This window comes from Protofrankia sp. BMG5.30 (assembly GCF_001983005.1).
Lineage (GTDB): Bacteria > Actinomycetota > Actinomycetes > Frankiales > Frankiaceae > Protofrankia > Protofrankia coriariae.
In genome coordinates this window covers 49,653-73,185 of sequence record NZ_MOME01000013.1, presented here as the reverse complement: position 1 = coordinate 73,185, position 23,533 = coordinate 49,653, and the positions used below count along the sequence as shown (strand labels likewise).

Genomic DNA, 23,533 nt, shown 5'->3' with positions numbered 1-23,533 from the left:
TAGATCTATTTTTAGGATGATATGTCATGATGGGCCCGTTCCTCCGCCGCCGGCCATCGTGCCTGGTCACCGCGTCTGTTGGTAGCCGTCGTCCAGTACCGGATCCCCGGTTGCGGGGAGCTCAGTTTCGCGTGGCGTAGCGCACAACGCCGTCCCCGGTGGTGGCCGCGACCAGTTGGTCGTGCTCCACCAGCAGGTCGAGGTGCGCCTCGATCTCGAGGACGGCCAGCGTCTGACTGGTCGTGTCGAGTTCGTCCAGTCGGCGTTCCCGGCGGGTCCAGCGCATCGCCGCCGCGACCTGGAACGCCGTTTCGGCACCCGCGCGAACATTGCGGGCGGCGGTGTCCAGACGGGCCTCGTGATGGGCCAGCAGCTCCTCGACCCGCCGGTGCACGCTGGTGGTGACCGGGCCGTGCGCAGGCAGTAGCAGGGTGTCGGGCAGACCGCCCATCAGCCGCAGCGACTGCAGGAAGCTGCGCAGCGGCGACGGTTCGGGCGCCCACTCGAACCCCAGCGACGGGGTGATGTGCGGTAACACGTGGTCGCCGGCGAACAGCAGGCCGTTGGTGTTGTCACGAAGCACCACATGGCCGCGGGTGTGCCCCGGGGTGGCGAGGACGTCGAGCTTGYGCTCCGCCAGGCCGACGACATCGCCGTCGTCGAGCCAGCTGTCGGGGGGACCCCACGGCGCGTTCYGCGAGTGGTCCGTCTCGTGCACCAGGTATCGGGCGTAGCGCTCGGCCAGCTCGGGGGCACCGCAGCGCAGCAGCATCGCGATCTGYGGGCGGGTGAGGACCTCGGATTTCTCACCGGCGAGTATMGAGTGGCGCTCCCCCCAGCCGATGCTGACCTTCGTCCCGAACCGCGCGCGCAGGGCAAGGGCCTGGGTGTAGTGGTCGTGGTGCGCGTGGGTCACCACCACACGGGAGACGTTGTCAAGCTGGTAGCCGAGCGTGCTCAGAGCGGTGGCCAGCGCGGATTCGGTGGACGGCATGGCCCACCCGGAGTCCACCACGACCAGGCCGTCGACGTCCGGCACGACGTAGACGTTCACCGCGCGCAGACCGCTGTACGGCAGCGGGAGCGGGATGCGGTAGACCCCGGCCGCCACGGGATGTGCGCCGGGCTCCGTCCAGTCGTCGGGTTGTTCGTTCGGCGGCGGTGGCACGCACGTCTCCTTGATGGGTTCTTCAGCTGGTGGTCGCGGCGTTTTCGATCTGTTTAAATATAATTAGAATTAATACAATTTTACTGTGCTGATCGGTCACCTGCCTCCCAATCGCGCCAGTTCCGCCGGCAGCACGCGAATGACCCATGACGCGAATAGGCCGTGATGCCCCGCCTGGTGGCCGGTTCGTTGTCGACGACGGACATGCCCGCGACACTCCCGGCCGGATCGAGCCGCCGCCAGTGTCCGCCGTCGGTGTCCGCCGCCGGCCACGCTGCTCTCAGCCTCCGCCGTAGGTGGATTCCGTCGTGATGACAGCGCTTTCCACCTACAGGCGCGGAAGCCGTAGGTGGAAAGCGTCGCGATGGCAGCGGTTTCCACCTACAGATGGCGGCTACCGGCCAACGCGGGTATCGGGCAGCCGGAGCGGTGACAGACAGCTGTCCGCGCGTCGGGTTCGACGTCGGAACGCCAGAGCCCGCCCCCGACCGGCGCGCGGCCGGGGGCGGGCTCTGGGCGGCCGGGCCGTGGCGGCCAGGCAACCGGCCCGTCACCACGACGGCGGGCCGGTCGGGGGCGGGCTGTGGGTGGGGGACGCGGGTGACGGGGCGTGGATCCGGTCAGGCCCACTTGCCGGCGACGACACCGGCCATGTGGTTGAGGAGCAGATGGGCCGCGAGCTGGGAGGTCTGGTCGAGGCGGTCCAGCGGGGGACTCACCTCGTTGATGTCGATGCCCACCACGGGGACGGCSCCGCTGATCTCGAAGACGGCGTCCGCCACCTCGTGGGTGAGCAGACCGCTGCCGTTCGGGACGCTGGTGCCGGGTGCGAACGCCTGGTCCAGGCAGTCGATGTCGACGGAGATGTATACGCCGTCGGTGTCCCGGGACACATGGCTGATCGCTTCTTCCAGGGTCTCCCGCCAGCCACGCCGACGGATCTCGTAGGGCGTGCGGACGAGCACCCCCTGCTCCTCCGCGGAACGCATGTAGTACTCGGAGTATATGGGGGCGCTGATGCCGAGCTGGGCGGTCACCGAGTAGTCGATGACGTCTTCCAGGGTCTTCATCCAGTGGCCCGAGTGTTCCTTCCCGGGGATCGGCGGGCGGGCGTCGAAATGGGCGTCGAAAACGATCAGTCCGAATCGCCGGCCCGGGTTCCGCCGGAGCAGACCGCGGAAAATCGGATCGGCGATCGAGTGGTCACCGCCGAGAAAGACAGGATGCTGTTCCGGGGGAATTCTGGCCACGGCTTCGGTGATGTTCGCGTAGGTTTCCGGCAGCGAGTGGACGACGTCGACCCGGCCGAGGTCGACCAGTCGGACGTGGTCCAGCGAGACTCTTTTGTCGGTGCAGTAGAGGGAGAACCCGTTGAACGCGGTCAGAATGCCCTCGGGTCCGAAACGGGTTCCCGGCCGATGGCTCACCGCGTAGTCGAACGGGATCCGCAGGAACGAGAAGACGGTGTCGTCCGGCGTGGTCTGGTCGACCCAGCTGTCGGCGACCCAGCGTATTGTCGGGTCGTCGACGACCTTCGTGTGCATCGTGCGTTCTTCCTCTCGCCGGTATCTTCTCGCCTACGGCTTCGCGGGCGCCTGCGCGGGCAGCGTGTCGGCGGGGCGGGCGCCCGCCGGCAGGATTTCCACGTCGACCGCCCGGCTGCGGGCACCCCGCCGGTGGATCTCGACCTGTGAGATCTCGTCCAGCGCGTTCTCCATCACCGGGTCGGCTTCGTGCCGGTTACGCCAGTGCAGGTACTGCTCGGTCTTGCGGTCCATCGGCCCGAGATCGACGCCCTGCCACTGGCGTTCGCGCAGCAGGCAGAAGCCGTTCTGGTCGGGCTGGCGCACGCGCCGGGCATAGGTCGACTGCCAGATGTCGGCCAGGCTGTCGCGGCGCAGATGGCCCAGCAGGCGGCCGAGGCCGTTGCAGTCGTACACCTCGCCGAAGAGGTTCACGAACAGGCCCACGTTGACCTGGCGGCACCGGTAGCCGCCCCCCATGGGCCGGCTGGGAACGTATTCCAGGCCGTATTCCTCGCGGTCGATCCGGGCCATGAACTCGATGAGCTCGTCGGCCCGCCGCTTCTCGAAGAGAACCTGCCGGTGGTCGGCCATACCCTCGGGAATGAGGGTCATGATGTAGTTGTGCACGTTGTTGTCGCGGCACCAGCGGAAGATCGTGCCGATCTCCTCCATGTCCTGGAAATGCGGGGTCACGACCATGTCGATGGCCATGCGGGTGGGTATCGTCGAGGCGAATCCCCGTTCGACGAGCAGGTGTAGCGCCCTGGTGGCGACCCTGCCGTAGCCCTTGACGCCGACCATCTTGTCCTGCACCCGTGGGTCGTCGGAGTTGTGCTTGATGAAGATGGTTGCGCCGAGYCGGTACAGCCGGTCGATCGTCAGCTCGTTGAGATGCCAGCCGCTGGTGAAGACGACCGGGATCATGTCGTTGTCGTGGATGTACTCCAGGACCTCCCAGAAACCGGGATCGATCATCGGTTCGCCCGCCCCGGGGAACTCGATGGTGGTGGCTCCGAGTTCTCTGGCCTGGCGGATGATGTCCTTGCGCTGTTCGGTCGTCAGCTCGGTGCGGTTCGGCACGTCGCTGTAGCGGTCCGGGGTGCGGTCGCAGTAGAAGCACTTGAGCTGGCACTCGCCGGTGAAGTCCATGTCCAGGTGCAGCATGCGTGCGTGCGCCTGTGCCTCGGCTACCGTGCTTTCGCAGTAGTCGGTGCCCCTGGCCCAGAGATTCTCGATTCGCTGGCGGGCCGCGACGATGTGCGGCAGGTTCTTCCGATCGGCCACGGTGATGCTCTTGCCCATGGGTTCTCACACCCTTTCCCCGGTGGATCCGGCGCGGCACCAGGACGGTTGACGCCCGGTCCGTCGGTCAGTTCACGACGGCCTCTTCCCGTTGCCCGGTTCCCGCCGGTTCGCCGGGACGTTCCCGAAGCAGGAAACGCTCGTTGCGGTGCATGTGGACGAGGGCGACCAGGAGCAGTGCGATACCGGCGAGCTGGGGGAGCGCAAGTCGTTCGTCGACGAGCAGATACGCGGCGAGCCCCGCGACGACGGGATCGAGCATGCCGATGACCGTCGCCGGGAACGCGTCCACCTGTCGCAGGCCGCGCAACAGCAGCCAGTACGGCACGACCGTGGCGAAGACCCCGATAAAGAGGATGTAGGCAACGGTGGACGGTCGATAGTCGATCCGGTCGAGCGGGAGGACGGGGACGAGTACGAGCCAGCCGACCGCCGACATCACGAAGGTGTGAAAAGTGACGGTCGTCGTCTCAAGGTCGAGCCGTCGTGCCCGGTTGCCGGCCATGTTGTAAAGGGCGAAGGCGAGCCCGCACAGCAGCCCGGCCGTGAGCCCCAACCGGTTGGCCCGGAAGATGTCGGCGTCGTACGCGCCCGTGAGCAGATAGCAGCCGAGGACGCTCATACCGAGCACGGTGAAGCTCGCCCGGTTGAGCAGATGGGTGCCCCGGCCCAGCCCGATCAGGATGACGAAGACCGGTGCCGTGTACTCGAGCATGATGGCGACGKCCACATCGGTCCTGCTGATGGCGACGTAGAACGTCAGGTTCACTATGATCAACAGGGCCGTCATGATGCCGAGATGCCCGAGCTGGGCCCGGTTCACCGGGAGGATTCTGGCGCGCGCGAACACGATGACCGGGACGAGTACGACGGCCGCGCAGAAAGAGCGCAGGGCGGTCAGCGAAACCGCGGACACATCGTCGTTGAACAGCACCTTCGCGACCGCTCCTGCGAGCCCGAAGAGCGCCGACGCCGCGGATATGCACAGATAACCCGACAGTGTCCGCTGCGATTTCTCCACGCCCGCACGTGTCATGCCTGGGCGTCTCCTCATCATCAGATAATGCGAGGGGAACGACAGTGCGTAACAGGTTAGGCGCAGGGCTGTGTTCGGGTCAAGGAACCCTAATCATGATCTTGCCAGGTGATGTCGGCAAGAATGGTTCGACCTGTCCGCGGGAACGTGCTTGACGCTGGCTGGCGCAAAWTTTCCGATACTTTCCAGGTGATCTTGAAGAGATCTCCGGGTGGGTGYGGCCTCCACAGGAAAGTACCTGACCGGCGGTGGACGCTCGACGCAAGGACGCCATAAGACTGGCATAAGACCGACACGGGACCGGAGCGGGAACAGCGCAGGGGCGAACGCGGCCGGACGTGCGTGTACGCGCCCGGTACAGGCTGGCGCGGGGCCGACACCGCGGCTGGGGCGGGCAGCGCGGACGGCGTCCCGCGCCGCCCAGGCGGGGCCTCCCGCATCCCTCCCGGATCCCTCGCGCCGCTGTCCCCGCGCTTCCTACGTAGTGGTCAGGTCACGGCGCAGAAACGAGGCGAGCGCGCCGAGGCCGGCGAGCAGCCCGATGCCGACCATGACGGCTGCCGCGACCGGCCGGAACGGCTGGGCCGGCACGAGGCCGACGTGGGCGAAGGGAGTGAGGTCGAGCAGCCACCGCGGTGGGCTGAGCAGAGAGCCGACGAGCTGCCAGAGGAAGGTGACCGCGACCAGACCATAGGCGATGCCGCTGGCGGCCCGGGGCACGAGCGCGTAGCCAAGGGCGCCGAGGCCGAGAAACAGGCCGGCGGTGGGAAGGGTGTTGGCACCGGCTTCGAGCAGGCTCGACAGCGCGACGCGCACACCGGAGGCGGTGGCGCCGGCCCAGGCGGCCAGGCCGGCGGTCAGGGCGATGGCGGTGGCGGCAACGCCGGCGGGTACGAACCGTCCGGCGAGCCAGCCCCCGCGGGAGACCGGCTGCGCGAGCAGGGTTTCCAGATGCTGTGCCTCGTCCTGACGCAGGACGCCGATCTGGACGCAGGCGAACAGGCTGACCGCCAGGGTGACGAACAGGAACAGGAACGCGAGGTAGCCGGTGGGCGTGAGGATCGACCCGGAGCCCAGTTTGGCGATCTCGCGCTGCACGTTCTGCGGCACGTCGGCGCTGGAGATGCTGTGCGAGACCGTGCCGAGGACGAACATGAAGATCGCTACCGTGCCCAGCCACGCGGTGAGGACGCCGCCCTGGCCGCGCAGCGCCTGCGACGTGGTCGACCGCAGCAGGTGCGGCCAGGGGTCGGCGCTGTCGCGGCTGGGCAGCAGCCCGGCGCCGATGTCGCGTCCGCGGGCCAGGCGGGTCGCCACGGCCAGCAGCACGCCAGTGACGACCACCGGCAGGAGCAGGACCAGCGGCCGGGCCCCGGTGAGGGGACGCAGCTGCTCGGCCCACCCCAGCGGGGTCAGCCAGCGCAGCCAGCCGAGCCCGGCGACGGTGTCGGCGAGGACGCGCAGGAGCAGCAGCACGCCGGTCACGGCGCCGCCGAAGGCAAGCGCGGCGCGCCGGGACGCAGCGAGCTGGCCGGCCAGCGCGCCGATACCGGCGCAGGTCACCGCGACCGACGCGGCCGCTGTGGCCAGGCAGGCCGAGCCGGCGACGGGGAGCCCTGCGACGACAAGGCCGGCGAACTCCGCGAGCCACAGCGCCCCGACACCGGCGGCGATCGCCGTGTAGGCGGCGGTGTGCAGAATGCGGCGGGAGACCGGGCCGGCGAGCAGGAGGTCGGTTCGGCCGCTGTCCTCCTCGGCGCGCGTCGCCCGCACGGCGGCGAGCAGCCCGAACACGGCGGCGGCGATCGCGAGCACGCCGCCGACCCGCCAGGCGGCGTAGCCGGCGACGGTCTGGATCTGGTGGGGCTGCCCGTAGAGCAGCCGCAGGCCGGTGTTGTCGGCGAAGCCGCGGGCGAACGCCAGCCGGTCGGCGGCCTCGGGATAGGTGTGCCGGTATCCGACCGGTTGGACGTAGGAGTAGACGGCGAAGAGGTAGGCGAACACGACGGTGCGGGTCCGGGCGTCACGTAGGGCCCGCCCGACCAGCGGGACCATCACGCCACCACCGCGTCCGTGTCCGGCTCCGGGCCGGGAGCGGGGTGCCGTCGGCACGGCCGGCGGGGCCGTCACGGTGGGGTCAGTCATCGATCCTGCCCCGGGCCGGCTCGGCATAGTGGTGCAGGAAGATCTCCTCCAGGGAGGGCTCCTGGCTGGTCAGGGTCGCGACCGGGTGCCCGGCGAGCGCCGCGATGACCGGGCCCACACCCCCGGTGGTCCGCAACCGCAGGCCGCTCGGGCCGACCGGCTGCACCTGCACACCGGGCARCGGCGGCAGTTGGGGCGCCGGGCCGGTGAAGGTGACCTCGACGGTCTGGGCGTGCAGGTGCCGCAGCTGGGCCAGGGTGCCTTCGTCGACCAGCCGGCCGCGGCGCAGGATGCCGACCCGGTCGCAGAGGGCCTCGACCTCGCTGAGGATGTGCGAGGAGAGCAGGATCGTCTGGCCGCGTGACCTGGCCTCCTCGGCGCAGTGGCGGAACTCCACCTCCATCAGCGGGTCCAGGCCGCTGGTCGGCTCGTCGAAGATGAGCAGATCGGCGCGGGTGGCCAGGGCCGCGATCAACTGGACCTTCTGCCGGTTGCCCTTTGACAGCGCACGTACTTTCTTGCGCGGGTCGAGATCGAAGCGGCTGACCAGTTCGTCGCGGTAGGCCACGTCCACCCCACCGTGCAGGTGAGCCAGAAACTCCAGTGTTTCCGCCCCGGTCAGTGACGGCCACAGCGCCGGTTCGCCTGCGACGTAGGCCACCCGCCGGTGCGCGGCGACCGGATCCGCCCAGGCGTCGATCCCGAACAGGCGGGCCCGGYCGGCCGTCGGGCGGTGCAGCCCGAGCAGCAGCCGGATCGTCGTGGTCTTGCCGGCGCCGTTAGGGCCGAGGTAGCCGTATGCCTCACCGGGCGCGATCGCCAGGTCGAGCCGGTCGAGGGCGACGGTGTCGCCGTAGTGCTTGGTCAGGCCCTCGGTGTAGATTGTATACATGATCTTTACATGCTACAGAACTTTCACGATTTCGTGAACATAGTGAAGGCAGTGAAGTGAAGACAGCTGAAGGACGCCGGCCGGAGCGGGATCCGCGAGCGGTGGAGCGGTTCGTCGAACGCTTCGCCGGAGCGCTCGTGGACGCCGGCATGCCGCGGATGCCCGCGCTCGTGTTCGCGGCGTTGCTGGCCACCGACGACGCCCGGCTCACCGCCGAGGAACTCGTCGACCAGCTGCGGATCAGCCGGGCCGCCGTCTCCGCGGCCGTGCGCTATCTGACCGGTCTGGGCATCCTGCGCCGCGAGCGCCAGCCGGGCTCCCGCCGGGAGCAGTACGTCTTCGAGAACGACAGCTGGTACGAGATGGTCGCCCGCCGCGAGCAGGTGCTCGACCGGTGGGTCGTCACCACCCGGGCCGGTATCGACGCGGTCGGAGCCGCCAGCCCGGCCGGCACGCGGCTGGCCGAATCGCTCGCCTTCTTCGAGTTCCTGCAGGCCGAAATGCCAGCCCTGCTGGTCCGCTGGCGCCGCCAACAGGCCCGCCCAAGCTAGAAAGCGGCATCCGGGCGGTGGCAGAGGCGGTGTTTGGTTCCTGGCGGGCTGGGCGATGGATCCACTGCCCGGGGTGCCCCTGACCAGCGCTTCCGCCGGTGGGTGCGCTCCCCGCCGCCGGGGCGGTAGAGATCGGCCCGGTGCCCGGCGCGCAGCAGGATGACCGTTTGGTGTCGTCGTCGATCTGGTACAAGCACCTGGTAGGGCCCGCGACGGGCGCTGAACGAGCCGGTCAGCTCCCGCACCACCCAGTGGGCGGCTGGTCATAGCGGTTGACCTGCCCATTGGCTGACACCGAAGGTGCCGGCTCCTCGGCGAGCTGGTCGAGCACGCACCGGCGGGCTGGCGGGCCGTCGACCGGGTCGCGTGCTGGGACCGGTTCATGACGGACTATCCGGGACCGCGCGGCCTGACCACGTACTGGGCAGCGACCGGAGACATCGCGGCCCAGCTCGGCAGTATCGAACGTGTCGCGCCCGAGCGGGGCGACGTCGCGCCAGCTGTGTCCGGGGACTTCGCCGCCGACTTCTACGCCCCGTGGCGACGGCCGAGTCACGCCGTCGCCTACGTCATCAGCCAGCCTCCCCTGGAGGAGCACGGCTTCGCGACCGTACGGTCCGCGGACGCGACGGTCGAGTTGCGCACGCCCCGGGACCCGACCATCATGATCATGTCCCGCGACTGGCCATCCACAGGAGACTGCACGAGCAGCAGAGCCCAACGCCGGTACGCCGACCCACTGATCACAGCCTGGGATCTACACCGGTCGCCCGGCGGAGACATCGGCTCGGCCATCGATCAGCTTCGAGCGCGGGCACTACGAGAGCCTCTGTGGACATAAGGCGTCGCGTCGAACTCGTCGCCACCGCGTACGCCGACGAKCTGTCACTACGGGCGCTGGCGGAGATCGCTACGATCACCGCCGACCAGAACGTGCGCATTATCGGCGGGCAGATGGCCTCGCTGCTCCTGACCGCCTTCCCCGTGCCCGGGACCGCCTCGCGCCGTGATGCCGTTGTGCACCTACACGAACTGGCCCGACGCACCCGGCGTCCCCTCTCCGGGGGCGATGTTCCGCCGGCCCGGCTGGCCACACTCATCGCCTCCCTGGTTGGTCGACCTGCCTGAACCGGGCCGGTATCGACGCGGTCGGGGCCGCCAGTTCGGCCGGCACGCGGCTGGCTGAACCGCTCGCGTTCTTCGAGTTCCTCCAGGCCGGAATGCCAGCCCTACCAGTGGTACTTCGTCCGCCACGGCAAATATCCGGCCCAACAGCGTGGGCGTCGAGGATCAGGCCMGGTCCGCGGGTGCGGGGGAACAGGCGGGCGGAGAAGGGGCCGGCCCGCCCGACGGAGCCGCTGGCGAGGCGGGTGCCGTACCCGCTGGAGGGGGCGACCCGCCGGGAACCGAAAAAACCCGGGTTCGAACCTGCGCAACCCGACGAGGACTCTTTGCCTGACTTGGGTGACTGAATCGGACTCAGAACCAGCGAAGGGTAGTCGACCTATGCCCCAAAATAGCTGGTGTGAGTGAGAAGCGCTCAATTTATGAACTCTCTATAACTAAAACGCTACACTGTGTGCCCCCGGCAGGATTCGAACCTGCGCACCTGCCTCCGGAGGGCAGTGCTCTATCCCCTGAGCTACGGGGGCTCCAGGACGACGGGTCTTACCGTACCAGGCCCGTGGGGGTGGTCATCCGGCCAGGTGGCCGTAAGCTCCGGATGTGTACTGCGAAGCCCCGCGCGTCCTCGTCGTCGACGACGACGCGGTGATCCGTSAGCTTGTGGTGGTCAACCTCGAGCTGGAGGGCTTCGAGGTGTACACCGCGGTCGACGGCTTCGACTGTCTGGAGCGGGTCCGGGCTGTCGCGCCGCATGTGATCACATTGGACGTCATGATGCCGCATCTGGACGGCTGGGACGTGGTCGCCCGCCTGCGCGAGGATCCCGCCACGGCGGACATCGCGGTGGTCCTGTTGTCCGCGCGCGCCCAGGCCGCCGATCTCAGGCGTGGGGAACGGCTCGGGGTGGACTACTACCTCACCAAGCCCTTCGACCCGGACGAGCTGATCGGGGTCGTGCGCCGGCTCGCCGCCGGCCGTGACCAGCCGGTCTGAGGCCACGGCCGGCCTGTCCGAGGTTCGGTAGCCCGGCCGGGGCCGTTGCGCGCCGATAGCATCACGCCATGACCCCGGCCGATCTCGCGGAAACCCTCCGGGCCATCGTCTGCGATCTTGTCGCCGACGATGAGCTCGACGTGGAGGTACCCGCGATGGTGCCGGTCGAACGCCCCAGGGTCGCCGGCCATGGTGACTACGCCACCCCGATCGCCCTCCGGCTCGCCCGRCCGGCGCGGCGGCCACCGCGGGAGATCGCGGAAGCGGTCGCGGCCCGGCTCCGGCTGGATCAGGCGGTGTCCGGCGTCGATGTCACCGCCGGCGGCTTCCTGAACATCCGGCTGGCGAGTGACGCCCTCGGAGAGATCGCCCGGACGATCGTGCGGGCGGGCGACGGCTATGTCCGTGACACCGCGGCCCGCGGTGTCACGGCTCACGGTGTCACGCCCGGTCGCCCGTGGCCGGATGGCGACAATGATCACACTGGCCGCCCTGACGGCGACGATCACGCTGGCGGCGTGCGCGCCGTAACCGGTTTGACGGCCGACCTGACCGACCTGGCTGACACTGGCCTGGCTGGCCTGGCCGATCTGGTGAGCACGGTCGGGACGGATGCGGCCCGTTATTCGCTTGCCCGCCTCCCACCGGGCAGCGCCGGCGCGCGCGATATCGACCTCATCGACCTCGATGTCATTACCAGACAGGCCAACGGCAATCCGGTTTTCCGCGTCCAGTACGCTCATGCTCGGATTTGTCTGCTGCTGCGTAATGCCGGGCAGTTGGGGCTGGGGGTGGATGTCGAGGGCGCGGACGTGTCCCTGCTGACCCATCCGTGTGAGGGCGATCTGTTGCGGGCGCTGGGTGATCTGCCGAGGGCCGTCGCGGCTGCGGCTGAGCCGTGGGCACTGTACCGGGTCGCGCGTTACCTCGAAGAGCTTGCCGATACCTACCATCGTTTCCACGGGGTGTGCGAGGTGCTGCCCCGTGGAGGCGACGCGGCAGGGGCGCTCACCGGGGCGCGGCTGCTGCTCGCCGACGCGACCAGGATCGTGCTTGCCGGGGGTCTCCACCTGCTGGGCGTGTCGGCTCCGACGAGGATGTGACTGTCGTGCGTGACCAGGCCCGTTCACCCGTCCGCCAGCCGGCGCTCACCGGCGGCTGCGCCAGCGCGTCCGTCGGCGCCACGAGGTGCCTCGTCCCCACGTCGGCGCGGCCGGCACCGACGCTCCCGACGGGAGCGACGCATGGTGGGCATGGTCATGGTGGGGCAGGCCATGGTGAGAAATCCGGTGAGGAATCCGCGATGAGGAACCGGCGATGATGAGAATTGCGCTGCTGGGGTGTGGTGTGGTCGGCAGCGACGTCGTCCGGCTGCTGCACACCCATGCCGAGGATCTCGCAGCCCGGGTGGGCGCGCCGCTGGAACTGGCCGGCGTGGCCGTCCGCCGCCCGTCCATCGCGCGCGACCTCCCGGTCGATCCGGCGGTTTTCACCGGGGACGCGGCGGCGCTGGCGACCCGGGACGACATCGACATCGTCGTGGAGGTGGTCGGCGGCATCGAACCGGCCCGCGGCTGGCTGCTCGCCGCGCTGCGCGCGGGAAAGTCGGTGGTGACGGCGAACAAGGCGCTGCTGGCCACCCACGGCGCGGCCCTGTACGACGCCGCCGCCGCGCACGGTGTGGACCTCTACTACGAGGCGGCGGTCGCCGGCGCGATCCCGTTGCTGCGCCCGCTGCGGGAGAGCCTCGCCGGTGACCGGGTCCGCCGGGTGCTCGGCATCGTCAACGGCACCACCAACTACATCCTCACCCGGATGGACGAGACCGGTGCCGGCTTCGCCGAGGCCCTTGAGGAGGCGACCGCGCTCGGGTACGCCGAGGCCGATCCGAGYGCGGACATCGACGGCTTCGACGCCGCCGCGAAAGCGGCGATCATCGCGCAGCTGGCGTTCCACACCCGGGTGACCCTGGATGACGTCCACCGGGAGGGCATCGGCGACATCACCGCCGCGGACATCGCCAGCGCCCGCGCCATGGGCTGCACGGTGAAGGCGCTCGCCATCGCCGAACGGTCGGTGGAGGCACCCGGAGTGAGCGTGCGTGTGCACCCGGCGATGATTCCGCGGGCGCATCCGCTGGCGGCGGTCCGGGACGCGTTCAACGCGGTGTTCGTCGAGGCGGAGGCGGCCGGCCAGCTGATGTTCTACGGCCGTGGGGCCGGTGGCTCGCCCACGGCGTCCGCGGTGCTCGGTGACCTGGTCGCGGTGGCGCGCAACCGGCTGGCCGGCCGGCGTGGCCCGGGGGAGTCCGCCTACGCGGCCCTGCCCGTCCTGCCGATGGGCGCGACCGTGACCCGCTACCACATCAACCTGGACGTGACGGACAAGACCGGGGTGCTCGCCTCGGTCGCCGCCGCGTTCGCGCGCCAGGACGTGTCCATCCAGAGCGTCCGCCAGGACGGTCACGGCGACGATGCGAGTCTGGTCCTGATCACGCATGCGGCCACCGACGCGGCCCTGGCCGCGACCGTCGAGGAGCTGCGGGAACTGGACGTCGTCCGCGCCGTCGCGAGCGTGATGCGGGTCGAGGGAGGTGAGCTGTGACGACAACATCGCGCGCGGCGACAGCGCCGACGACATCCCCGGAAGGGACGGTGCCGACCGAGTCGCGTGCCGCGACGGCGCCGACAACGGCACGAGCGGCCGTGGCGGCACTCGCGGCCGGGGAGGCAGGGGCCGCCGGGGGAGCGCACGCCACCGAGGCGCCCCCGGCCGCCGGGACGCGACGGGTGTGGCGGGGAGTGATCGAGGAGTACCGTGACCGGCTTCCGGTCTCCCCGGACACGCCGGTGGTCTCCCTCCGGGAGGGCGGGACTCCGCTGCTGCCCGCGGCTCACCTGTCCGACCTGACCGGCTGTGATGTTCATCTCAAGATCGAGGGCGCCAACCCGACCGGTTCGTTCAAGGACCGCGGGATGACGATGGCCATCAGCCGTGCGGTCGAGGCGGGCTCCCAGGCGGTGATCTGCGCGTCCACCGGCAACACCAGTGCCAGCGCCGCCGCGTACGCCGCTCGTGCCGGGCTGACCTGCGCCGTTCTGGTGCCGAACGGCAAGATCGCGCTGGGGAAGCTGGCGCAGGCCCTCGTCCACGGGGCTCGCCTGCTACAGCTCGACGGCTCCTTCGACGACTGCCTGCGGGTCGCCCGCGAACTCGCGGACACCTTCCCGGTCACCCTTGTCAACTCGGTGAACCCGTTCCGCCTGGAGGGGCAGAAGACCGCATCCTTCGAGATCGTCGAAGATCTGGGCTCGGCTCCCGACGTCCACTGCCTGCCTGTCGGAAATGCGGGAAATATAACAGCTTACTGGCGCGGCTACGTCGAGGAGGACGCGCGCAGCGGCGCCGGCCGGCCTCGCATGCACGGTTTCCAGGCGGCCGGTGCCGCCCCCATCGTGCGCGGCAGCGTGGTGGACCGGCCGCAGACGATCGCCACCGCGATCCGAATCGGCAATCCCGCGTCGTGGGACCTTGCCGTGCGGGCCCGGGACGACTCCGGCGGCGGGATCGACGCGGTGACCGACCGGCAGATCCTCGCGGCCTACCGGCTGCTCGCGCACCGCGAGGGCGTCTTCGTCGAGCCCTCCAGCGCGGCGAGCGTCGCCGGGCTGTTGCAGGCCCGGGCCGCGGGCCGGGTCGAGGCCGGCGAGCGGGTGGTGTGCACCGTGACGGGCAACGGGCTGAAGGACCCCGAGTGGGCGATCAGCGGGGCGGCCAGGCCGGTGACCATACCGGCGACGGTGGCGGCCGCGGCCACGGCGCTCGACCTGCACGGGTCGTGAACCGCCCGGCGGCCGCGCCGCTCCTGGCCGCGCCCCGGACGGCCCAGGCGGCCCGGGTGCGGGTACCGGCGACCAGCGCCAACCTCGGCCCGGGCTTCGACGCCTGCGGCCTCGCGCTCGGCCTGTACGACGAGCTCACCGTCACCGTCACCGGTGCCGGCCTGTCGATCGAGGTGACCGGTGAGGACGACGGCGTCCGTGACGAGACCCATCTGGTCGTCCGCGCCCTGCGGGCCGGTTTCGCCGCGGCCGGCACCACCCCGGCCGGGATCCGGCTGAACTGCGTCAACCGCATCCCGCACGGCCGTGGCCTGGGCTCGTCGGCCGCGGCGATCGTGGGCGGCCTGCTCGCGGCGAGCGCGCTGGGCGGCGGCCGTCCGGACATCCCGGAGGTCTTCGCGCTCGCCTGCCGGCTCGAGGGGCACCCGGACAACGTCGCGGCCGCCCTCTACGGCGGTTTCACCATCGCCTGGCACGACGGCGACGGCCCGCCGCGGGTGGCCCGTACCGACCCTCCCGAGGACCTGCGACCGGTCGTGTTCGTGCCCACCCGCCGTCAGTCGACGGCACAGTCACGGGTGGCCCTGCCGGCGGGGGTGCCCCACGCGGACGCGGCGATGAGCGCCGGGCGGGCCGCGTTGCTGGCGATGGCGATGTCGGGAGGCCCGCGGCCCCGCTCCGGCGGAGCCGGTACCGCCGCGGTGGCCTCCCCGGGGACGCCCGGGCCGGAGAACAACGACCGCGCCGCTGCCGGCCCGGGGAACGGCCGTCGGCGTGGCGACGGGCAGAACGGTGGACAGAACGGTTACGCCGGCCTCGTCGACGACCGGCTGGCCGGCTTCTCCACGGGGAGGCCGGCCGGCAACCAGACCGGGAGCCAGACCGGGAAGCAGGTCGGGAATCAACACGTCCGGCCGGGCGCTGTGTCCTGGCGGGACGCGTTGCTGGCGGCCGTCGATGACCGGCTGCACCAGCCCTATCGGCTGCCGTCCATGCCCGAGACCAGCGATCTGCTCGCCCGGCTGCGGGCGGCGGGGCTGGCGGCCGTCCTGTCGGGTTCCGGACCGACGGTGCTGGCACTGGCCGTCGACCAGGACCAGGCCGCCCTCGCGCGGACCTGCACCGGCAGCGATTTCAGCGTGTTCGACCTGCCCGTCGACCGAGACGGGGCGCGGGTCGAGCTCGTCGTCGGCTGACGGCGCCGCCGCTGCCTCCACCGCAGCCGGTGCCTGGCCGGCGGGCGGCGTCACGACCGGTGCCGCCGCGGCGGGGGGAATCCTCCACAGCTCCCCGGGCGGTAGGCGCGGGCGTGTCCGTTCCGCGCCCGGTGCGCCTGTCCGGCATGTCCCGTAAGTCCGGTGGACGCTCCTCGCGAGTACGACACGCTGGCTGAAATGACCCCGGCCCGGGTGGGAAACGGATGACTCCGAAGCAATACGTCGGCAAGGATGTTGCCCAGGTGACTGCGTCTGGATAGTCTGATGACTGCACCCGCTGCCGCCGCGGCGCGTGCTCGCCCGCCGGTGCCACCGGCTCCTCGTAGCCGGAACCTGGTACCGGACTTGGTGCCTCAGCCTCGTCATCGAAGCCTCGGCCAGCACCGGTCAAGTCCTCAGCGGGACAGACGAGTTCGCACGCGGTACTCAGCCGTTGGCGCCGTCATGGGCGCTCTAGCCTGCCCACCGGCGCTGAATATCGTTTCCATGTGGGATGCCCAGGCGAAGAAGGTCAACAAGTATCACCCGGCTCCCGTAAGCCGGTCCCTTCAGGGAAGGAACATCTTGAGCGACACCACCGACGTGCTGCCTGACAGCGCACGTGAGTCTGCGGGGTCACAGACACCGACGTCGTCCGTGGACACCGGCTCCACGCGACGCCGGCGCTCAGGCACCGGCCTTTCGGCCATGCTGCTACCGGAGTTGCAGGCCATGGCGACTTCGTTGGGTATCCAGGGCGTGGGACGTCTGCGAAAGGGGCAGCTCATCGCGGCGATCCAGAACGTGCAGGCTCCCAACAGCGCGGCCGGCGGCGAGGCCTCGGCCGTGACGTCGTCCGCCGCGGCTGTTCCCGCCGCGCAGCCGGAGCCGGCCGTGTCGGCGCTCGACACCGCGCCGGCCACCGGCGTCACCGGCGCGCCAGCAGCGGCCGCGAGCGCGACCGCGCCGACCGAGGCACCCACGCGTGGCCGCAGCCGCCGGGCCGCCTCCCGCGGGTCGGGCAGCCCGTCCGTCGCCCCGGCCGAGCAGGCGACCCTGACCGACGCCCTGGCCGGCCCAGGACAGGGCCAGCCCGCTGCCGTGACCGCCTCCGATGCGACGAGCGGCGCCGACAGCCCGCGGACCGCCGGCACGCTGGAAGCCGTCGTGGCACCGGCTACGGCCACGCCCGCCGCCGTGACGGACAGCGTGCCCACCAAATCACTACCCAGCGTGAAGGATGCGCCTGTGACCGCCGTGCCGGCGGAGACAGTGGTGGCTGAACCGGCCAGCCTTCCCCGCCCGTCGGAGAACGGCAACGGCCGGGCCCGCGAGGACAGACGTGACCGTCAGCAGCCCGATGGCGACCGTTCGTCAACTGAACGTCCCGCGTCCAGTGAGCGTCAGGGGCGCCAGCAGGGCGACCGCCCGGCGAACGACCGCCAGGGGCGTGGTTCTTCCGACCGCAGCCAGTCCGATCGCGGCCAGTCCGATCGCAGCCAGTCCGACCGTGGTTCTTCCGATCGCGGCCAGTCCGATCGGGGGCAGTCCGACCGCGGCCAGTCCGACCGGGGGCAGTCCGACCGTGGTTCTTCCGACCGTGGCCAGACCGAGCGGGCTCAGCCCGACCGGGGCGAGGCAGGCCGCGACGACGACTTCAGCGGGGGGAACCGGCGTAACCGGGGCCGCTTCCGGGAGCGTGGCCGTAACCGTGGCCGCCAGGGCGGCGGCTTCACCGAGTCGGAGCCGGTGGTCCGCGAGGACGACGTGCTCGTGCCGGTCGCCGGCATCCTCGACGTCCTCGACAACTACGCGTTCGTGCGTACCAGCGGTTACCTGACCGGCCCGACCGACGTCTACGTGAGCCTGGCCCAGGTCCGCCGGCACGGTCTGCGCCGCGGTGACGCGATCACCGGGGTGGTCCGGGCACCGCAGGAGGGCGAGCAGCGGCGGGACAAGTACAACGCGCTGGTCCGGCTGGACACGGTCAACGGCCTGGAGCCGGAGGAGGCGCGCAGYCGCCCCGAGTTCACCAAGCTCACCCCGCTCTACCCGCAGGAACGGCTGCGCCTGGAGACCGAGCCGCAGCTGCTGACGACCCGGGTCATCGACCTGGTGATGCCGCTCGGCAAGGGCCAGCGCGCGTTGATCGTCAGCCCRCCCAAGGCAGGCAAGACGATGGTGCTCCAGGCCATCGCRAACGCGATCACCACGAACAACCCGGAATGCCACCTGATGGTCGTTCTCGTCGACGAACGTCCCGAAGAGGTGACCGACATGCAGCGGTCGGTCAAGGGCKAGGTGATCGCCTCGACGTTCGACCGGCCGCCGTCCGACCACACCAGCGTTGCCGAACTGTCCATCGAGCGGGCCAAGAGGCTGGTGGAGCTGGGTGAGGACGTCGTCGTCCTGCTCGACTCGATCACCCGTCTCGGTCGGGCGTACAACCTGGCCGCGCCGGCGTCCGGCCGGATCCTGTCGGGTGGTGTGGACTCCACCGCGCTCTACCCGCCGAAGCGGTTCCTCGGCGCCGCCAGGAACATCGAGAACGGCGGCTCGTTGACCATCATCGCCACGGCGCTGGTGGAGACGGGCTCGACGATGGACACAGTGATCTTCGAGGAGTTCAAGGGCACCGGCAACGCCGAGCTCAAGCTCGACCGTAAGATCGCTGACAAGCGGGTCTTCCCCGCGATCGACGTCAACCCCTCCGGAACCCGTCGGGAGGAGATCCTCCTCGCGCCCGACGAGCTGGTGATCATGCACAAGCTGCGTCGGGTCCTGCACACCCTGGAGTCCCAGCAGGCGTTGGATCTTCTGCTGGACAGGTTGAAGCAGACGCGGACGAACTACGAGTTCCTGATGCAGATCGCGAAGACCACCCCGGGCCAGGACTGAGCTCAGAACGGGGGCCGAGCCKGGACCGATCGCCCAGGGTCCCCGCGACACCCCCGCGGGATGCCCGCCCCGAGGGCGCGCCCGGCTCTGGCAGACTGGAGCGTCGACACCCGGCACCGGTTCACGCCCTCGTTCAGGGGACAGGGCGACCCGGCGGCCATTTCGGGAAGAAGGATCATGAGGGCTGACATTCACCCGACGTACCACGAGACCACGGTTGTCTGTACCTGTGGCTCCACGTTCACTACCCGTAGCACCAAGTCGGACGCTGTGATCCACGCAGAGGTGTGCTCGCAGTGCCACCCGTTCTACACCGGCAAGCAGAAGATTCTTGACGTTGGTGGTCGGGTCGAGAAGTTCGAACGGCGTTTCGGTCGCCGCCGTCCCGGTGACAAGCCGGGCACGACGGCCAAATAGCACGCCGCGGCCAGACAACACGCCGCGGCCGGCCAGACAGCACGCGCCCGTGCCGTACCGGTGACGGCACGGGCGCACTCGTCCCGGCTGCGGCTCGTCCCGGCTGCGGCTCGGCCCGGCCGGGCCTACAGTTCGACGTTGGGAGCACCCGGGAACAGCGCCGTCCGGCTCGTGACGCCCGGCGCCGCCCGCTGATCGAACGTCCCAGGACCAGGAGACGCCCGAAATGACCACTCCGCTCGACGCTCTGCTCACCGAGCACGCCGAGCTGGAGAGCCGGCTCGCCGACCCGTCGGTGCACGCCGACCCGGCGCTGGCCCGCAGCCTCGGCCGCCGGTACGCGGAGCTGACCCCGGCCGTGGAGACCGCCCGCGAGCTGGACCGGGTGGCCGCGGATCTGGCGACGGCCCGCGAGTTCGCCGCCGAGGACACCTCGTTCCGCGCGGAGGTCGCGGAACTGGAGGCCGAACAGGAGACACTCCGTAACAGACTGCGCGCCCATCTGGTACCCACCGACCCGGACGACGCCCGGGACGCGATCCTGGAGATCAAGGCGGGCGCCGGCGGTGAGGAGTCGGCCCTGTTCGCCGGCGACCTGCTGCGGATGTACCTGCGCTACGCCGAACGCCGCGGCTGGCGAACCGAGATCCTCGACGCGAACCCCAGCGACCTCGGCGGCTACCGGGACGTGAGCGTGGCGGTGAAGGCCGGCCGAGGTGCCTCCGGGGGGGTCTTCGGGCGGCTGCGCTTCGAGGGCGGGGTCCACCGGGTGCAGCGGGTGCCGGTCACCGAGTCGGCCGGCCGCATCCACACCTCGGCGGCCGGCGTCCTGGTGCTGCCCGAGGCGGCGGAGGTCGAGGTCGACATCGACCCCAACGACCTGCGGATAGACGTGTACCGCTCCTCCGGCCCCGGTGGGCAGAGCGTGAACACGACGGACTCGGCGGTGCGGATCACCCACCTGCCCAGCGGGCTGGTGGTGTCCTGCCAGAACGAGAAGAGCCAGCTGCAGAACAAGGAGTCGGCCCTGCGCATCCTGCGGGCCCGGCTGCTGTCGGTGGCCCGCGAGCGGGCGCAGGCCGAGGCGTCGGCGGCGCGGGCGAGCCAGGTCCGCACGGTGGACCGCTCCGAACGCGTCCGTACCTACAACTTCGCCGAGAACCGGATCAGTGACCATAGGGTCGGTTACAAGGCGTACAACCTCGACCAGGTGCTCGACGGTGAGCTCGACGACGTCCTCAACGCGCTGATCGCGGCGGACCTCCAGACCAGGCTGTCGGTCGAGGTGGCGACGTGACCTCCGCCGCGGCCGGGCCGGACCGGACCGGCGTACGGGTACGGACACCCTCGGCGCACTCCCAGCACACTCCGGGTTGGCGCCCGGGCGCCGAGCCGGACCCGGACCTACGGGTCGAGATCGACTCGGCGGCCGCCGTGCTGTCCGCGGCCGGGGTGGCCAGCCCCCGGGCGGACGCGGAGCAGCTTGCCGCCCATGTCACCGGCGAGCCCCGCTGGCGGCTGGCGCTGGCGGGCGCGATGACCCCGGCCGAGCGGGACCTCCTCCACGGCCTGGTGGCCCGCCGGGCCGCCAGGGTGCCGCTGCAGCACCTGGTGGGCACGGTCGGGTTCCGCTATCTCACCCTGACCGTCGGCCCCGGTGTGTTCGTGCCCCGGCCGGAGACCGAGACGGTGGTCGGCTGGGCCATCGACACCGTCCGCGCGGCCGGGTGGGACAGGCCGGTCTGCGTGGACCTGTGCACCGGCTCCGGAGCGATCGCCCTCGCGCTCGCCGACGAACTGCCGGGGGCGCGGGTGTACGCCGTCGACAGCGACCCGGACGCGCTGCTGTGGGCGAAGCGTAATGTCGTACTCACCGGAAGAGCGATAGCCGTGCACCACGCCGACGTGGGGATCGACCTGTCCGGCGGCGCCGCGTCCCGGCACGGCGGTACGCCGGGCGCCGCGGGCGTGATGGCCGCCACCGAGGTGCTGGCTGATCTGCTCGGCCGGGTCGACCTGGTGGTGAGCAACCCGCCGTATCTGTGCGACGACGAACGGGACACGCTCGAGCCGGAGGTTGGCGATCACGACCCGCCGGCCGCCCTGTGGGGCGGGCCGGACGGCCTGGCCGGCGTGCGCGCCGTCGCGGCGGTGGCGGCCGACCTGCTCCGTGACGGTGGCCGGCTGGTGATCGAGCATGCCGACCGGCACGGCTCGGCGGCCCCTGCCCTGCTGCGGACGCACGGTCGCTGGGATGATGTCCACGACCACCAGGACCTGACCGGACGGGACCGGTTCGTCACGGCAACCTGCCGGCCCCGTGGTGGGCCGGGCCTGGCCCGGGGGGCAGCAGGGGCAGCAGGGGAGGAGCGGTGAGCAGACGCTACGACTGCACGGATTCCGAGGTACGGGTGGCCGGGCTCGAGGCGGCCACCCGCGCGGTCCGTCACGGTGGCCTGGTGGTGTTACCCACCGACACGCTGTACGGCATCGGGGCCGACGCCTTCGACCAGGTCGCGGTCCGGGCCCTGCTGACGGCCAAGGGCCGTGGGCCGGAGATGCCCGTACCCGTGCTGATCGGTTCGTGGCGCACCCTTGACGGCCTGGTGGAGCGGGTGACCGAGCAGGTCCGTGACCTGGTGCGGGCGTTCTGGCCGGGCGGGCTCACCCTGATCGTGCGGCACGCGCCGTCGCTGAGCTGGGATCTCGGCGACGCCCGGGGCACGGTCGCGGTACGGATGCCGCTGCACCCGGCGGCGATCGAACTGCTCGGCCGGACCGGCCCGATGGCGGTGTCCAGCGCCAACATCAGCGGCCGGCCGCCGGCGACCACGGCCGACGACGCGTTCGCCCAGCTCGGCGACTCCGTCGAGGTGTACCTGGACGGCGGGCCCTGCACGCTCGGCGTCGCCTCGACGATCGTCGACTGCACCGATGACGTCCCGCGGGTTCTGCGGGTCGGCGCCGTCGACCTGGCGGCGCTGCGCGCGATCGTCCCATCACTTCGGGTACCCGCCGCGGTGAACTGACGCAGCACAGTGAACTGACGCAGCAGGAGAGGCAGCTTATGAGCACCCCGTTCTGGGGCCCGGACTTCGACCAGCTCCACGCCGAGGATCCCGAGATCGCTGGTGTCCTCCTGGACGAACTGGACCGGCTGCGAGGCGGGCTCCAGCTCATCGCCAGCGAGAACTTCACCTCACCGGCGGTGCTGGCGGCCCTCGGGTCGACGTTGTCGAACAAGTACGCCGAGGGATATCCCGGCCGCCGGTACTACGGCGGATGCCAGGTCGTGGACCGTGCGGAGGAGATCGGCATCGCCCGGGCGAAGGAGCTCTTCGGCGCCGAGCACGCCAACCTGCAGCCGCACTCGGGGGCGCAGGCCAACTTCGCGGTGTACGCGGCGCTGCTGGTGCCCGGTGACACGGTGTTGGCGATGTCCCTCCCACACGGCGGCCACCTCACCCACGGTAGTCGGGTCAACTTCAGCGGCAAGTGGTTCAACGTCGCCGCGTACGGGGTGCGCGAGGACACCGAGCTGATCGACTACGACGAGGTGCGCGACCTCGCCCGTCAGCACCAGCCCAAAATGATCATCTGTGGCGCCACCGCCTACCCGAGGCTGATCGACTTCGCCGCCTTCCGGTCGATCGCGGACGAGGTCGGGGCCTGGCTGATGGTGGACGCCGCCCACTTCATCGGCCTGGTCGCGGGCCGGGCCATCCCGAGCCCGGTGCCCTACGCCGACGTCGTCAGCTTCACCACCCACAAGGTGCTGCGCGGCCCGCGGGGCGGGATGATCCTCTGCCGGGAGGAGCTCGCCCAGCGCATCGACAAGGCGGTCTTCCCCTTCAGCCAGGGCGGCCCGCTCATGCACGCGGTCGCGGCCAAGGCGGTCGCCCTGCGGGAGGCCGCCACCCCCGCCTACCAGGACTACGCCCAGCAGGTGATCCGCAACGCCCAGGCGCTCGCGGACGCGCTCGCCGCCGAAGGGGTGCGCCCGGTCGCCGGCGGGACTGACACCCACCTCGCCCTGCTCGACCTGCGCGCGCTCGGGGTCACCGGCAAGGAGGCGGAGGCTCGCTGCGACGCCGCCCGCATCACCCTGAACAAGAACGCGATCCCGTACGACCCGCAGCCCCCCGCGGTCTCCTCCGGGATCCGGGTGGGTACGCCGGCGGTGACCACCCAGGGTATGAAGGAGGGCGAGATGAAGGACATCGCCGCGCTCATCGCCCGCGTCGTCAGTGACCCCGACGCGGCCGCCGACGTGGCTGCCAGCGTCGCCGCCCTGACAGTCCGACACCCCGCCTACCCCCGGTGACCGTACTCGCGGTGGCCGCACCCACGGTGACACGACCGACGCGCCCGGAGGCGGGCGCGTCGGTGTCGGCGTCGGTGTCGGCAAGCGGTGGACGCCCCAAGAAGCGGGTGCGTTAGAA

At 70.8% G+C, this 23,533-nt stretch carries 20 protein-coding genes and 1 tRNA gene; 14 read left to right on the top strand and 7 right to left on the bottom strand.

From position 1 onward, the window contains the following. Positions 1–121 precede the first annotated feature (121 nt). The 6 genes from BL254_RS08365 to BL254_RS08340 form a co-directional block, all read right to left on the bottom strand. Positions 122–1,168, bottom strand: a complete 1,047-nt coding sequence (locus BL254_RS08365; RefSeq protein ID WP_076842998.1) for an MBL fold metallo-hydrolase — start codon at positions 1,166–1,168, stop codon at positions 122–124. Between the two features lie 620 nt (positions 1,169–1,788). Then, positions 1,789–2,712 carry an agmatinase family protein gene (locus BL254_RS08360; RefSeq protein ID WP_047221620.1) on the bottom strand — a complete coding sequence of 308 codons (924 nt, stop codon included), beginning with the start codon at positions 2,710–2,712 and terminating at the stop codon, positions 1,789–1,791. Between the two features lie 33 nt (positions 2,713–2,745). Further along, positions 2,746–3,996, bottom strand: a complete 1,251-nt coding sequence (locus tag BL254_RS08355) for a radical SAM protein (RefSeq protein WP_076842997.1) — start codon at positions 3,994–3,996, stop codon at positions 2,746–2,748. A gap of 67 nt (positions 3,997–4,063) precedes the next feature. Further along, on the bottom strand, positions 4,064–5,032 hold the full coding sequence (locus BL254_RS08350; RefSeq protein ID WP_076842996.1) for a DMT family transporter: 969 nt from the start codon (positions 5,030–5,032) through the stop codon (positions 4,064–4,066). A gap of 477 nt (positions 5,033–5,509) precedes the next feature. Further along, positions 5,510–7,177: a polyketide antibiotic transporter gene (locus BL254_RS08345; RefSeq protein ID WP_254857913.1), complete on the bottom strand. Its 1,668-nt coding sequence runs from the start codon at positions 7,175–7,177 to the stop codon at positions 5,510–5,512. Further along, positions 7,170–8,069 (bottom strand): ABC transporter ATP-binding protein, encoded by a 900-nt coding sequence (locus BL254_RS08340; RefSeq protein ID WP_076842994.1) that lies wholly within the window; start codon positions 8,067–8,069, stop codon positions 7,170–7,172. Before BL254_RS08340 ends, BL254_RS08345 begins: the two co-directional genes overlap by 8 nt. Positions 8,070–8,125: 56 nt before the next feature. On the opposite strand from BL254_RS08340, the gene BL254_RS08335 reads away from it, so the two are divergent. The 3 genes from BL254_RS08335 to BL254_RS08325 all read left to right on the top strand — a co-directional run bounded on the left by BL254_RS08335 (position 8,126) and on the right by BL254_RS08325 (position 9,748). After that, positions 8,126–8,620 (top strand): GbsR/MarR family transcriptional regulator, encoded by a 495-nt coding sequence (locus tag BL254_RS08335; RefSeq protein ID WP_047221622.1) that lies wholly within the window; start codon positions 8,126–8,128, stop codon positions 8,618–8,620. Between the two features lie 382 nt (positions 8,621–9,002). Next, a complete protein-coding gene (locus BL254_RS08330; protein ID WP_052914252.1) occupies positions 9,003–9,461 on the top strand; it encodes a hypothetical protein in 459 nt (152 codons plus the stop codon). Next, complete coding sequence (locus BL254_RS08325) at positions 9,452–9,748, top strand: hypothetical protein (RefSeq protein ID WP_076842993.1); 297 nt, start codon at positions 9,452–9,454, stop codon at positions 9,746–9,748. The genes BL254_RS08330 and BL254_RS08325 overlap by 10 nt, the downstream gene beginning before the upstream one ends. Positions 9,749–10,200: 452 nt before the next feature. On the opposite strand, the gene BL254_RS08320 is transcribed toward BL254_RS08325, so the two are convergent. Further along, a tRNA-Arg gene (locus tag BL254_RS08320) sits at positions 10,201–10,272 on the bottom strand. Positions 10,273–10,345: 73 nt separating this feature from the next. Between BL254_RS08320 and BL254_RS08315 the strand changes: the two genes are divergently transcribed. From BL254_RS08315 to glyA, 11 genes are all read left to right on the top strand, one after another. Further along, positions 10,346–10,738: a response regulator transcription factor gene (locus BL254_RS08315; protein WP_076842992.1), complete on the top strand. Its 393-nt coding sequence runs from the start codon at positions 10,346–10,348 to the stop codon at positions 10,736–10,738. 68 nt (positions 10,739–10,806) lie between these two features. Next, positions 10,807–11,841 (top strand): DALR anticodon-binding domain-containing protein, encoded by a 1,035-nt coding sequence (locus BL254_RS08310; RefSeq protein ID WP_047221625.1) that lies wholly within the window; start codon positions 10,807–10,809, stop codon positions 11,839–11,841. Positions 11,842–12,058: 217 nt separating this feature from the next. After that, a complete protein-coding gene (locus tag BL254_RS08305; RefSeq protein ID WP_047221706.1) occupies positions 12,059–13,342 on the top strand; it encodes a homoserine dehydrogenase in 1,284 nt (427 codons plus the stop codon). 101 nt (positions 13,343–13,443) lie between these two features. After that, positions 13,444–14,580 (top strand): threonine synthase, encoded by a 1,137-nt coding sequence (gene thrC / locus BL254_RS08300; RefSeq protein WP_047221707.1) that lies wholly within the window; start codon positions 13,444–13,446, stop codon positions 14,578–14,580. After that, on the top strand, positions 14,493–15,776 hold the full coding sequence (locus BL254_RS28230) for a homoserine kinase (protein WP_076842991.1): 1,284 nt from the start codon (positions 14,493–14,495) through the stop codon (positions 15,774–15,776). Before thrC ends, BL254_RS28230 begins: the two co-directional genes overlap by 88 nt. A gap of 585 nt (positions 15,777–16,361) precedes the next feature. Then, a complete protein-coding gene (rho, locus tag BL254_RS08290) occupies positions 16,362–18,674 on the top strand; it encodes a transcription termination factor Rho (protein WP_076842990.1) in 2,313 nt (770 codons plus the stop codon). Between the two features lie 177 nt (positions 18,675–18,851). Beyond that, positions 18,852–19,091 (top strand): 50S ribosomal protein L31, encoded by a 240-nt coding sequence (rpmE, locus tag BL254_RS08285; RefSeq protein WP_013875013.1) that lies wholly within the window; start codon positions 18,852–18,854, stop codon positions 19,089–19,091. Positions 19,092–19,317: 226 nt separating this feature from the next. Continuing rightward, the gene (gene prfA / locus BL254_RS08280; protein WP_076842989.1) at positions 19,318–20,388 is read left to right on the top strand and encodes a peptide chain release factor 1; all 1,071 of its coding nucleotides are present in this window, start codon (positions 19,318–19,320) and stop codon (positions 20,386–20,388) included. Next, entirely contained in the window at positions 20,385–21,467 is a 1,083-nt protein-coding gene (gene prmC, locus BL254_RS08275; protein ID WP_076842988.1) for a peptide chain release factor N(5)-glutamine methyltransferase, read from the top strand. Before prfA ends, prmC begins: the two co-directional genes overlap by 4 nt. After that, positions 21,464–22,120 carry an L-threonylcarbamoyladenylate synthase gene (locus BL254_RS08270; RefSeq protein WP_076842987.1) on the top strand — a complete coding sequence of 219 codons (657 nt, stop codon included), beginning with the start codon at positions 21,464–21,466 and terminating at the stop codon, positions 22,118–22,120. Before prmC ends, BL254_RS08270 begins: the two co-directional genes overlap by 4 nt. Before the next feature lie 38 nt (positions 22,121–22,158). Continuing rightward, complete coding sequence (gene glyA / locus BL254_RS08265; RefSeq protein WP_047221629.1) at positions 22,159–23,415, top strand: serine hydroxymethyltransferase; 1,257 nt, start codon at positions 22,159–22,161, stop codon at positions 23,413–23,415. The last annotated feature ends 118 nt before the right edge of the window (positions 23,416–23,533 follow it).